This window comes from Enterobacter sp. BIDMC 27, assembly GCF_000534415.1.
Classification (GTDB): Bacteria; Pseudomonadota; Gammaproteobacteria; order Enterobacterales; family Enterobacteriaceae; genus Enterobacter; species Enterobacter hormaechei_C.
Genome location: NZ_KI973178.1, coordinates 1,152,335 through 1,164,443 on the forward strand (window position 1 = coordinate 1,152,335; position 12,109 = coordinate 1,164,443).

The window sequence follows — 12,109 nt, forward strand, 5'->3', positions numbered from 1 at the left end:
TCCTTAGTCAAATTTCATACGTGTGGCTTTCAGGTTCACAATCGCCAGGGCGCCCACCAGCAGGAAGATCAGGGTGGCAATCGCCGCCGCCAGGCCGAAGTCCTGACCGCCGCCGCCCTCGAAGGCGATGCGGTAGGTGTAGCTCACGAGCAGGTCGGTATAGCCTGCCGGCGTGGTGGTGCCGAGACGGTCCGGGCCACCGTTGGTCAACAGCTGAATCAGCACAAAGTTGTTAAAGTTAAAGGCGAAGCTGGCGATCATCAGCGGCGTCAGCGGCTTAATGAGCAGCGGCAGGGTAATTTTGAAGAAGTTCTGGAACGGACCCGCGCCGTCCATCGCCGAGGCTTCGTACAGGTCGTCCGGGATAGCCTTCAGCAGCCCCATGCACAGGATCATCATGTACGGATAACCGAGCCAGGTGTTCACGATGATAATCATCGAGCGGGCGGTGGTTGGGTCGCTGAACCAGGCCGGTTTGATACCGAACAGCGCGCTCAGCATCATGTTGATTTCACCGAAGCTCTGGTTAAATAGCCCTTTGAAAATCAGAATCGAGATAAACGACGGCACGGCGTAGGGCAGAATCAGCAGCACGCGGTAAATCGCTTTGCCTTTCAGGGACTCCCACTGCACGAGGGAGGCCAGCACCATGCCCACGGCCACGGTCAGGATCACGGTCAGCACCGAGAAGACCACCGTCCAGACGAAGATGGCGAAGAACGGTTTCTGGATGCCTTCGTCGGTAAATACGCGGGTGAAGTTGTCCCAGCCGATGGTGACGGTATAGCCCGGGCTGAGTTTGTCGTCGCCCCAGCTGCCGTCGGCATTCACCGACTGATAGAAACCGATATCGTTGTTCGGACGGTACTTCACGCCGCTCTGGTTGTTGGTCAGCGTGCCGTCATCCGCCAGAGTATAAAGCGGCTGCGTGCCGGAGAACTGGCGCAGCGAGCTCATGGTTACTTTGCTGTCATCGGGCAGCACGGCGGTGAGCTGGGTCAGCGCCTGACGATTCTGGGTAATGATACGCAGGTTCGCACGTTCACCTTCCGGCAGGGCCGCAGCCTCTTTTAAGGCCAGCTTCTGCTCGCCGCCAAATTTGAACGCGTCGGAAAGATAGGTTTTGCCGCTCTCACCGTCAGTGAGCGCTAACTTCCACTCGTCACCCGTGGGATACAGGCCGAAGTTAAAGGTTTTACCCGCCTGGTAAGAACGATCCAGAAGCACCTGGGTGGCACGCTCCTGCGCGAGCTGGTTGGTGCTGCTGTAGTTGGTAAAGGCAATCGCGATGGTGCAGATCAGCGGAAAGAGGACAAACAGCCCCATCCCGGCAACGCCCGGGTAGACATAGCGCCAGGCGTACGCTTTACGGTTGGCGAAAATATACAGGCCAACCGAGCTTAAAATCAGCGTCATGATGGCAAACAGGTATTCCCCTTGCACGTACATTAAAACAACAAGGTAACCCACCAGCAGACACAGCAGACCTATCACTGACCACTTCAGTGCGTCGCTTTGCCACCAGTGTTTCTTTTTAATGACATCCATGGGGTTCTTCCTCTACAACGGTGGAAACTTATCGTCAGGTGGCGCTGCGCTTACCTGACCTACGGATCGTGCCGTAGTCGTAGGGCGGGTAAGCGCACGCGCCACCCGCCGTTTTTCAGACTTACTTAGTAATACGGCCCTGAGCATCTTTCAGTGCGGCATCGACAGTCTGGCGACCGCTTGCAGCGTTGATGACCGCGGTACGGGTGGCGTACCAAAACGCAGCCATCTGTGGGATGTTCGGCATGATTTCGCCTTTCTGGGCGTTATCCATGGTGGCCGCAATACGCGGATCTTTCGCCAGCTGATCCTGGAAGGATTTCAGCGCAACGGCGCCCAGCGGCTTGTCCTTGTTCACTTCATCCAGACCCTGATCGGTCAGCAGGTAGTTTTCGAGGAACTCTTTCGCCAGCTCTTTGTTCGGGCTGGCGGCGTTGATGCCTGCGCTCAGCACGCCCACGAACGGTTTAGACGGTTTGCCGTTGAAGGTTGGTAGCAGGGTCACGCCGTAGTTGATTTTGCTCTTGTCGATGTTGGTCCAGGCCCACGGACCGTTGATAGTCATCGCGGTTTCGCCTTTGTTGAACGCCGCTTCCGCGATGGAGTAGTCAGTATCCGCGTTCATGTGTTTGTTCTTGATGAGGTCAACCAGGAAGGTCAGACCCGCTTTCGCACCTGCGTTGTCCACGCCCACGTCTTTCACGTCATATTTGCCGTTTTCAAACTTGAACGCGTAACCGCCGTCGGCAGCAATCAGCGGCCAGGTGAAGTACGGCTCTTGCAGGTTGAACATCAGAGCGGATTTACCTTTCGCCTTCAGCTCTTTATCCAGAGCAGGGATCTCTTCCCAGGTCTTCGGCGGGTTTGGCACCAGGTCTTTGTTGTAAATCAGAGACAGCGCTTCAACCGCGATTGGGTAAGCGATCAGCTTGCCGTTATAGCGAACGGCGTCCCAGGTGAACGGGAACAGTTTGTCCTGGAAGGCTTTGTCTGGCGTAACTTCTGCCAGCAGGCCAGACTGCGCGTAGCCCCCGAAACGGTCATGCGCCCAGAAGATAATGTCCGGACCATCGCCAGTTGCCGCAACCTGCGGGAACTTCTCTTCCAGTTTGTCCGGGTGTTCTACGGTGACTTTGATACCGGTGTCTTTCTCGAATTTTTTGCCCACTTCGGCCAGACCGTTATAGCCCTTGTCGCCGTTAATCCAGATAACCAGCTTACCTTCTTCAATTTTGGCGAGAGCCGGTGCGGAAATCATCATTGCTGCGAGGGCGGACAATGCGAAAACGCGTGCGCCAGTCTTGATCTTCATATCTGCCATCCTTTATTGGTGATGTGCTCGTGGATACATAAGGTGGTTCAACGTGACTCAGTCTCCTTATTTGACATCCTCTTTCCATCCTCCCAGTCCCTACGCCCCACCCCCTGTTTGTGTGATCCCTGTAACATAAATTTAAGTTATGAGTGCTGGCGCACATAAAAACCCACTGAATTTTGCAGGCCGCTTCACGATTTTCGCCTCAGCCCCTCCGCTGCGGTCGCAGAGCCTGCTCTCTCATCCTCCCGCCTCCTCCCCCATAAAAAAGCCGGGGGGTGGAGGATTCACGAAAGTAATGGAACACGCATAGTGAACTTATCTTGAATGTTTCTGTCGGTGACAGGTTGTAACGAAGGGAGAAGGGCATGGCGAGCGTACAGCTGCGTAATGTAACGAAAGCCTGGGGCGACGTAGTGGTGTCAAAAGACATCAATCTGGACATCCACGAAGGTGAGTTTGTGGTGTTCGTGGGTCCATCAGGCTGTGGTAAATCGACTCTGCTGCGTATGATTGCCGGTCTTGAAACCATCACCAGTGGCGATTTATTTATTGGTGATACCCGAATGAACGACATCCCGCCAGCTGAACGCGGCGTGGGCATGGTGTTCCAGTCTTATGCCCTTTATCCGCATCTTTCCGTTGCCGAGAACATGTCCTTTGGCCTGAAGCTGGCCGGCGCGAAAAAAGAGACCATTAACCAGCGCGTCACCCAGGTGGCGGAAGTGCTCCAGCTGGCACATTTGCTGGAGCGTAAACCGAAGGCGCTCTCCGGTGGTCAGCGTCAGCGTGTGGCGATCGGCCGTACGCTGGTGGCCGAGCCGCGCGTGTTCCTGCTCGATGAACCGCTTTCTAACCTGGATGCCGCCCTGCGCGTCCAGATGCGTATCGAAATCTCCCGTCTGCACAAACGCCTTGGACGCACGATGATTTACGTCACCCACGATCAGGTCGAAGCGATGACGCTGGCCGACAAAATCGTGGTGCTGGACGCCGGTCGCGTGGCGCAGGTGGGCAAGCCGCTGGAGCTGTATCACTACCCGGCAGACCGCTTTGTTGCGGGCTTCATTGGCTCGCCAAAGATGAACTTCCTGCCCGTAAAAGTGACCGCGACGGCAATCGAACAGGTACAGGTGGAGCTGCCAAACCGTCAGCAAGTCTGGCTGCCGGTCGACAGCGCTAACGTACAGGTGGGGGCCAACATGTCCCTCGGTATCCGCCCTGAGCATTTACTGCCGAGCCACATCGCTGATGTGACGCTGGAAGGTGAAGTTCAGGTCGTCGAACAGCTTGGTCATGAAACACAGATTCATATCCAGATCCCCGCCATCCGTCAGAACCTGGTCTACCGCCAGAATGACGTGGTGTTGGTAGAAGAGGGTGCCACATTCGCTATCGGTTTGCCGCCAGAGCGCTGCCATCTGTTCCGTGAGGATGGCACTGCATGTCGTCGGTTGCACAAAGAGCCAGGCGTTTAAGCATTCCAATTACAAAGAAAAGCAATGATCTCAGGAGATAGAATAATGATTACTCTGCGCAAAGTCCCTCTGGCTGTCGCCATTGCGGCAGGCATCCTGTCTGCCCAGGCGGGCGCCGTAGACTTTAAAGGTTATGCTCGTTCCGGCATTGGCTGGACCGGAAGTGGCGGTGAACAACAATGTTTCCAGGCAACAGGCGCACAAAGTAAATACCGTCTCGGTAACGAATGTGAAACCTACGCCGAACTGAAACTGGGCCAGGAAGTGTGGAAAGAAGGCGACAAGAGCTTCTATTTCGACACCAACGTAGCGTACTCCGTTTCTCAACAGAATGACTGGGAATCCACCAGCCCGGCCTTCCGTGAAGCTAACGTGCAGGGTAAAAACCTGATTGAATGGCTGCCAGGCTCTACCATCTGGGCCGGTAAACGCTTCTATCAGCGTCATGACGTACACATGATCGACTTCTACTACTGGGATATCTCTGGTCCTGGTGCCGGTATTGAAAACATCGATCTGGGCTTTGGTAAACTCTCTCTTGCAGCGACCCGTTCTTCTGAGTCCGGCGGTTCTGCGACCTTCGCCGATCGTGATGCGAACGGTGACCGTATTTATGACAACGTAGTACCAAACGACGTCTTCGACGTGCGTTTAGCCGGTCTGGAAACCAACCCGGGCGGTACGCTGGAGCTAGGCGTTGACTATGGTCATACCAACATTCCTGACGACTACTATCTGCAACCTGGCGCCTCTAAAGATGGCTGGCTGTTCACCGCTGAACACACCCAGAGCATGATGAAAGGCTTCAACAAGTTCGTGCTGCAATACGGTACGGACTCCATGACCTCTAACGGTAAAGGTATTCCACAGGGCGGCAGCATCGATAACGACGGCTCTATGTGGCGCGTGCTGGATCACGGTGCAATCACCCTGGCAGACCGTTGGGACCTGATGTACGTCGGTATGTACCAGAACATCGATCGTGACAACAACAACGGTACCGAGTGGTGGACCGTGGGTGTTCGTCCAATGTTCAAATGGACGCCGATCATGAGCACCTTGCTGGAAGTGGGCTACGACAACGTCAAATCTCAGAAAACTGACGACAAAAACAGCCAGTACAAAATCACCCTGGCACAGCAATGGCAGGCAGGCGACAGCATCTGGTCCCGTCCGGCTATCCGCGTCTTCGCAACCTACGCGAAGTGGGATGAGAAATGGGGCTATGCAAACAACGACTCAGGTGCAGGTTACACCTCTGGCGTAGCGTATAGCGACACCTCCGCGAAAACCTTCAGCCGTGGCGACAACGATGAGTGGACCTTCGGCGCCCAGATGGAAATCTGGTGGTAATTCGTCAAGCCTGACGTAATGACCTGAAAAGAGGGGCGCAAGCCCCTCTCTCCTTAGGGTGCTGCGCGCTATTGCCTGGCCACCGCAGTGCTCACGCTATCAGAGGTAATAACAATGAAAATGAAGAAAAGTCTCGTCGCGCTGTGCCTCTCTGCGGGGCTGTTGGCCTGTGCGCCTGCGGTCACCTTTGCAGATGTGAATTTTGTTCCTCAAAATACCAGCGCTGCGCCAGCTATTCCGGCTGCGGCACTTCAGCAACTGGTGTGGACGCCAGTTGATCAATCGAAAACACAAACTACCCAGCTTTCAGCGGGGGGCCAGTCACTGAACGTGCCGGGTATCAGCGGTCCGGTTGCGGCTTTCAGCGTGCCGGCGAATATCGGCGAGCTGACCCTGACATTGACCAGTGAAGTCAATAAACAGACCAGCGTCTTCGCGCCTAACGTGCTGATCCTCGATCAGAACATGACGCCATCCGCGTTCTTCCCAAGCGACTATTTCAGCTATCAGGAGCCTGGCGTCATGAGCGCCGATCGGCTGGAAGGCGTTATGCGCCTGACACCAGCCCTGGGTCAGCAGAAGATTTATGTTCTGGTGTTCACGACTGAAAAAGATTTGCAGCAAACCACGAAGCTTGTTGACCCGGCAAAAGCCTATGCGAAAGGCACGGGGAACTCTGTTCCGGATATTCCGGACCCGCTTGCCCGTCATACCACCGATGGTCTGATCAAGCTGAAAGTCTCCACCAACAGCGCCTCCAGCGTACTCGTAGGCCCGCTGTTTGGCTCATCTGGCCCGGGTCCGGTAACGGTGGGTAATACTGCCGCGCCTGTGTATGCCGCGCCTGCCGCAGCACCGGCCGCAGCTCCGGCCCCGGCGAAAAAAGCCGAGCCGGTGCTTAACGATACTGAAACTTACTTTAACAACGCCATCAAGCAGGCGGTTAAAAACGGCGATGTCGATAAAGCGCTGAAACTGCTTGATGAAGCCGAGCGTTTAGGTTCAACCACTGCCCGTTCCACCTTTATCAGCAGTGTAAAAGGCAAGGGGTAACCGTCTCCCCACAGTGCTGATTTTGTTAGTCGTTTAGTGCGCCTTCACGGGCGCACTTTTTTTGGCTAAGTTGCACCATTGTTGCGATAGTGATCGCTAAATTTGGTTTGTCCGTCCTCATTTTGCCAATCTGCGATACAATGCCTTTACGTTATGTATCGGAGAGTCTGGCATGTCACACCCCGCGCTAACGCAGCTGCGTGCGCTACGCTATTTCGACCAAATACCCGCGCTTGACCCGGAGCAACTGGACTGGCTGCTGCTGGAAGATTCCATGACAAAACGTTTTGAGCAACAGGGTAAAACGGTCACGGTGACGATGATTCAGGAAGGGTTTGTCTCGCCTGCGGAGATTGCCAGCGAGCTGCCGCTGCTGCCGCAGGAAGAACGCTACTGGCTGCGTGAAATTTTACTGTGTGCCGATGGCGAGCCGTGGCTTGCCGGGCGGACGGTGGTTCCTGAGTCTACACTTTCCGGGCCGGAGCTGGCATTGCAACGCCTCGGCAAAACGCCCCTGGGGCGCTATCTGTTCACCTCGTCTGAACTGACCCGTGATTTTATTGAAATTGGTTGCGATGCCGATTTGTGGGGGCGCCGTTCCCGCCTTCGTTTGAGTGGCAAGCCGTTAATACTGACGGAACTCTTTTTGCCTGCATCGCCGTTGTACTAAGAGGGAGAAAAAATGGAGTGGAGTCTGACGCAGAATAAGCTGCTGGCCTATCACCGCCTGATGCGTACTGATAAACCCATTGGCGCGCTACTGCTGCTGTGGCCGACCTTATGGGCGCTGTGGGTTGCCACGCCGGGCGTGCCGCCGCTGTGGATCCTGGCGGTGTTTGTGGCGGGCGTCTGGCTGATGCGCGCTGCGGGCTGTGTGGTTAACGACTATGCTGACCGGAAATTTGATGGACATGTTAAGCGCACCGCGAATCGTCCTCTGCCGAGCGGTCAGGTGACCGGGAAAGAGGCGCGCATTCTGTTCGTGGTGCTGGTGCTGCTCTCATTCATGCTGGTGTTAACCCTTAACACCATGACCATTCTGCTGTCCGTTGCTGCTCTGGCGCTGGCCTGGGTTTACCCGTTCATGAAGCGATACACCCATCTGCCGCAGGTGGTATTGGGTGCGGCATTTGGCTGGTCGATTCCCATGGCGTTTGCCGCGGTCAGCGAGTCCGTTCCGCTCAGCTGCTGGCTGATGTTCCTGGCGAATATTCTCTGGGCCGTTGCGTACGATACCCAATACGCGATGGTCGATCGCGATGACGATCTCAAGATTGGCATCAAATCGACGGCGATCCTGTTTGGTCGTCACGACAAACTTATCATCGGCATATTGCAGGTGGCGGTGCTGGCGCTGATGGTGGCGATTGGTCGCCTGAACGGGCTGAACTGGGAGTTTTACTGGTCCGTACTGGTGGCGGGGCTGCTGTTTGCGTATCAGCAGAAGCTGATCGCGAAGCGCGAGCGTGAAGCCTGCTTTAAAGCGTTTCTGAATAATAACTACGTCGGGCTGGTGCTGTTTCTGGGCCTGGCGATGAGTTACTGGTGATAAAAAAGCCGGGTGGCGGCTTCGCCTTACCCGGCCTACGATTTAGCGGAACATGTAGGCCGGGTAAGCGTTAGCGCCACCCGGCTTTAGCATCATTCGCCCTGCGTCGAACTCTCAATCGTCAAACGCACATCCGCGGTAATCAGCTCTGCCAGCATCTGGTAAACCTTCATCGTCTCTTCCGGCTCGGCATCGCCCGTATCGCTAATGTACCCTTCGTCGCGCAGCGTCAGCACCAGGGAGCTGAATACCGCTTTGTCGAAGAATTCCGGGGCGTTAATGCCATGCAGAACGGAAAGGCGCTGGGCCAGCGTCCGGCTCTCTTTTTCCAGCGTACCGCGGTTGATGGACGGATTTGCACTCAGCAACCAGAAGGTAATGGCGTAGCGCTGCAACGTCTCACGCGCACCGGAAGCCAGAAGCTGCAAGGTACGGGAACGTGACGGATTGATATGCAGTTCATCATCACTGATGGTAATCAGCCCCTGACGATGCATCTCTGCCGTCATTTTATCGAGCTCTGCCGCCAGTTCATCCTTACTCCAGCGCAGGAACAGCTCCGCTTTCAGCATTGGGTAGATGGCCTGAATATGGCGCAGCAGCTCCTGACGCGAAATCCGGCGGTGCTGGGTAATAATGGCCGCCATCAGCGACGGCAGCATCAGCATGTGCGTGATGTTATTGCGGTAGTAGGTCATCAGCACGGCCTGCTCGCGCGGCAGAATGATGATGTCACCAATCGTATCTTTCTCGACTTCGAACTTGTTCATCTGCAACGCGTGATCGATCAGCTCGCTGGCGGTGGCAGACGGCACGGTCGAATCAACGGAATACGGCACGTTGCGCATGATATCCAGGTAGCAGTCAATCTGCTCGGTCAGCTGTTCGCGGGTCAGTGAACGCTGGCGGGAGGCCAGAAGCGCAGTACAACACAGGTTCATGGCGTTTGCCGCACCAGCATTGTTGATGCGTACCATCAGCTCGGATGCAATGCCGTTGACCGTTGGCGTCAGCCAGGCCGGACGTACCGCTTCGATAGGATCGATAGACTCGCGCCACTCCGGAACATGATGGTTCAGATATGTCATCAACGGCAGGGGCTCACCAAAGTTCACGTAGCCCTGGCCGAGGTTGCGCAGTTTACTCAGCCCACGCAGCATCTGCGGCAGACTCTCTTTCTCTTTGGTCGCACCGCGCAGCTCTTTCGCGTAGGTGCCCACTTCCATCACGTGTTCATAACCGATGTAAATAGGCACCAGCGTGATAGGACGCGTACCGCCACGCAGCATGGCCTGAATGGTCATCGACAGCGTGCCGGTCTTCGGATCGAGCAGACGACCGGTACGCGAGCGACCGCCTTCAACAAAGTACTCCACGGAATAACCGCGGCTGAACAGCTCGCCCAGATACTCCCTGAAGACGGTGGAGTAAAGCTTGTTACCCTTGAAGGTACGACGAATAAAGAACGCACCCAGACGGCGGAAAATCGGGCCTGCTGGCCAGAAGTTCAGGTTGATACCGGCAGCAATATGCGGCGGCACCAGACCCTGGTGATAGAGCACGTAAGAGAGCAACAGGTAGTCCATGTGGCTGCGGTGGCAGGGCACATAGACAATCTCGTGGCCGTCGTGCGCTAACTGACGTACGCGCTCGGCGTTGTGGACGTTAATCCCCTGATAGAGGCGGTTCCACGTGAAGCCAAGGATACGGTCAGAGAGGCGAATCATCTCGTAGGAGAAATTCGCGGCGATCTCTTCCATCAGCGCTATCGCGTTCTGCTGCGCTTTCTCGTGCGAAATTTTCTTGCTGCGCGCTTCGTCTTCTACGGCACGGGCAATCGCTTTGGAAGCCAGCAGCTTGTTGAACAGATCCTGACGTGCCGGGAGACGTGGTCCAACGGCCGCCAGACGCTGACGTGCAAAGTGCATACGCGCAACGCGCGCCAGCTTTTGCGCAATGATTTTGTCAGTGCCGTGTTCATCCGCCATGCGGCGCAGTGAAACGGAAGGTGAGAAGCGGACAAAGCTGTCGCGTCCCAGCCAGGAGACGGCGAAGAACTTCTGAATGCCGTTGAGCATACGCAGCGGCGGGTTCTCTTCCCCTTTTTCGCGCCCCGGACGACGGCCAAACATCACCGACACCGGCACCATCTGCACGTCCAGATCGGGGTTGCTGCGGTGCAGATCGAGGTAATCATGGAACAGCTTAATGGACTCTTCTTTCGGCGTGTAATAGGTGAACACGCGCGGCCCGCCATGGATGAACACGTAGCGCGGCAGCAGCGTACCGTCGACTTCCAGCGGTTCAAGCGGGTCAGGTAAATCGTGCGCCAGACATTGAGCGCGAAGCGTCAGCAGGTCTGCCTTCGAGTTATAAGGCAAAACGTACATAATAGGGCGCGACGTATCGAGCCCTAATTCCAGCGCAGGTTCTGCTGGGATAGACTTACTTTTTACCAGGACGCTTAATGGTAAATTAAGTAATTTGTAGTAAATTCGTGGCCAGCCGGACATAAACGATGTAAAGCCTCTGGTTAATAATGCAATTGCGGCGCAAGGATAACAGAAAGCGCGCAAAATTTCTGTTGTTACCCGTCATACTTCAGGTTGCAGCAAAACGCGCTGCGGCTTTAGTTACAGACGCTATTTATCATAAAAGGTTCTTTTAATGGCCAATAATACCACTGGGTTAACTCGAATCATTAAAGCTGCCGGTTATTCATGGAAAGGTTTCCGCGCGGCATGGGTTAATGAAGCCGCTTTCCGCCAGGAAGCGGTTGCCGCAATCGTTGCCGTTGTCATCGCCTGCTTCCTTGATGTTGATGCTATCACCCGCGTACTGCTCATCGGATCTGTCCTTCTGGTGATGATAGTGGAAATTCTGAATAGCGCTATTGAGGCCGTAGTTGATCGAATCGGGTCGGAATTCCATGAACTGTCTGGCCGGGCGAAAGACATGGGTTCCGCTGCCGTACTGCTGGCGATTATCACTGCGGCGATCACCTGGGTCACGCTGCTTTGGTCGCATTTCCGATGAGCCTCGAGGAATAATTAAGTCCCTGGTTTTTTGTGCAGTTTTTGGTTCCAAAATCGCCTTTGACTGTATATACTCACAGCATAACTGTATATACACCCAGGGGGCGGTATGAAAGCGTTAACGACCAGGCAGCAAGAGGTGTTTGATCTCATTCGGGATCATATCGGCCAGACGGGTATGCCACCCACGCGTGCAGAAATTGCGCAGCGTCTGGGCTTCCGTTCTCCTAATGCTGCCGAAGAGCACCTTAAAGCGCTGGCGCGTAAGGGCGTGATTGAGATTGTTTCCGGCGCCTCACGCGGCATTCGTCTGCTTGTGGAAGAAGAGAGCGGTATTCCACTGGTGGGCCGCGTTGCCGCAGGTGAACCTCTGCTGGCGCAGCAGCACATCGAAGGGCACTATCAGGTTGACCCAGGCATGTTCAAGCCGAGCGCCGATTTCCTGCTGCGCGTTAGCGGAATGTCCATGAAAGATATCGGTATTCTGGATGGCGATCTGCTGGCGGTACACAAAACGCAGGATGTGCGTAACGGGCAAGTCGTGGTGGCGCGCATTGATGATGAAGTGACGGTTAAGCGCCTGAAAAAACAAGGCAATACCGTGCAGCTTCTGCCTGAAAACAATGAATTCTCCCCGATTGTGGTAGATCTCCGCGAGCAGAGCTTCTCTATTGAAGGGCTGGCGGTCGGCGTTATCCGCAACGGTGAATGGCTGTAATCTCTTCCTGACAGGCTGTAGTTCCTCTACAGCCTGGCCTGTTTTCTGATTCCGGTAATT

At 55.3% G+C, this 12,109-nt stretch carries 10 protein-coding genes; 7 read left to right on the forward strand and 3 right to left on the reverse strand.

Annotated elements, in window-relative coordinates; genetic code table 11:
- Nucleotides 1–3 precede the first annotated feature (3 nt).
- Together malF and malE are read right to left on the reverse strand one after the other, a co-directional pair.
- A complete protein-coding gene (gene malF, locus L463_RS17045; RefSeq protein WP_032673093.1) occupies nt 4–1,548 on the reverse strand; it encodes a maltose ABC transporter permease MalF in 1,545 nt (514 codons plus the stop codon).
- A gap of 121 nt (nt 1,549–1,669) precedes the next feature.
- A complete protein-coding gene (gene malE / locus L463_RS17040) occupies nt 1,670–2,860 on the reverse strand; it encodes a maltose/maltodextrin ABC transporter substrate-binding protein MalE (RefSeq protein ID WP_017382618.1) in 1,191 nt (396 codons plus the stop codon).
- Between the two features lie 371 nt (nt 2,861–3,231).
- Between malE and malK the strand changes: the two genes are divergently transcribed.
- From malK to ubiA, 5 genes are all read left to right on the forward strand, one after another.
- Nucleotides 3,232–4,341: a maltose/maltodextrin ABC transporter ATP-binding protein MalK gene (gene malK / locus L463_RS17035; protein ID WP_003860329.1), complete on the forward strand. Its 1,110-nt coding sequence runs from the start codon at nt 3,232–3,234 to the stop codon at nt 4,339–4,341.
- A gap of 42 nt (nt 4,342–4,383) precedes the next feature.
- Nucleotides 4,384–5,694: a maltoporin gene (locus L463_RS17030; protein ID WP_026080558.1), complete on the forward strand. Its 1,311-nt coding sequence runs from the start codon at nt 4,384–4,386 to the stop codon at nt 5,692–5,694.
- A 114-nt stretch (nt 5,695–5,808) separates the two neighbouring features.
- Nucleotides 5,809–6,747: a maltose operon protein MalM gene (gene malM, locus L463_RS17025; RefSeq protein ID WP_015570172.1), complete on the forward strand. Its 939-nt coding sequence runs from the start codon at nt 5,809–5,811 to the stop codon at nt 6,745–6,747.
- A gap of 172 nt (nt 6,748–6,919) precedes the next feature.
- Entirely contained in the window at nt 6,920–7,417 is a 498-nt protein-coding gene (gene ubiC, locus L463_RS17020; protein ID WP_015570175.1) for a chorismate lyase, read from the forward strand.
- Nucleotides 7,418–7,429: 12 nt separating this feature from the next.
- Complete coding sequence (ubiA, locus tag L463_RS17015) at nt 7,430–8,296, forward strand: 4-hydroxybenzoate octaprenyltransferase (RefSeq protein ID WP_015570176.1); 867 nt, start codon at nt 7,430–7,432, stop codon at nt 8,294–8,296.
- Nucleotides 8,297–8,388: 92 nt separating this feature from the next.
- On the opposite strand, the gene plsB is transcribed toward ubiA, so the two are convergent.
- Nucleotides 8,389–10,809, reverse strand: coding sequence for a glycerol-3-phosphate 1-O-acyltransferase PlsB (gene plsB, locus L463_RS17010; protein ID WP_003860322.1), 2,421 nt, complete (start codon nt 10,807–10,809; stop codon nt 8,389–8,391).
- A 154-nt stretch (nt 10,810–10,963) separates the two neighbouring features.
- Between plsB and L463_RS0122620 the strand changes: the two genes are divergently transcribed.
- Nucleotides 10,964–11,332, forward strand: coding sequence for a diacylglycerol kinase (locus L463_RS0122620; RefSeq protein ID WP_017382619.1), 369 nt, complete (start codon nt 10,964–10,966; stop codon nt 11,330–11,332).
- A gap of 108 nt (nt 11,333–11,440) precedes the next feature.
- Nucleotides 11,441–12,049, forward strand: coding sequence for a transcriptional repressor LexA (gene lexA / locus L463_RS17005; protein WP_003860318.1), 609 nt, complete (start codon nt 11,441–11,443; stop codon nt 12,047–12,049).
- Nucleotides 12,050–12,109: the final 60 nt, after the last annotated feature.

What these genes read in the sequence shown, in the direction of transcription:
- malF (WP_032673093.1), bottom strand. Translation starts at nt 1,548, where the DNA reads ATGGATGTCATTAAAAAGAAACACTGGTGGCAAAGCGACGCACTGAAG.
- L463_RS0122620 (WP_017382619.1), top strand. Translation starts at nt 10,964, where the DNA reads ATGGCCAATAATACCACTGGGTTAACTCGAATCATTAAAGCTGCCGGT.
- lexA (WP_003860318.1), top strand. Translation starts at nt 11,441, where the DNA reads ATGAAAGCGTTAACGACCAGGCAGCAAGAGGTGTTTGATCTCATTCGG.
- plsB (WP_003860322.1), bottom strand. Translation starts at nt 10,809, where the DNA reads ATGTCCGGCTGGCCACGAATTTACTACAAATTACTTAATTTACCATTA.
- malM (WP_015570172.1), top strand. Translation starts at nt 5,809, where the DNA reads ATGAAAATGAAGAAAAGTCTCGTCGCGCTGTGCCTCTCTGCGGGGCTG.
- ubiA (WP_015570176.1), top strand. Translation starts at nt 7,430, where the DNA reads ATGGAGTGGAGTCTGACGCAGAATAAGCTGCTGGCCTATCACCGCCTG.
- ubiC (WP_015570175.1), top strand. Translation starts at nt 6,920, where the DNA reads ATGTCACACCCCGCGCTAACGCAGCTGCGTGCGCTACGCTATTTCGAC.
- malE (WP_017382618.1), bottom strand. Translation starts at nt 2,860, where the DNA reads ATGAAGATCAAGACTGGCGCACGCGTTTTCGCATTGTCCGCCCTCGCA.
- malK (WP_003860329.1), top strand. Translation starts at nt 3,232, where the DNA reads ATGGCGAGCGTACAGCTGCGTAATGTAACGAAAGCCTGGGGCGACGTA.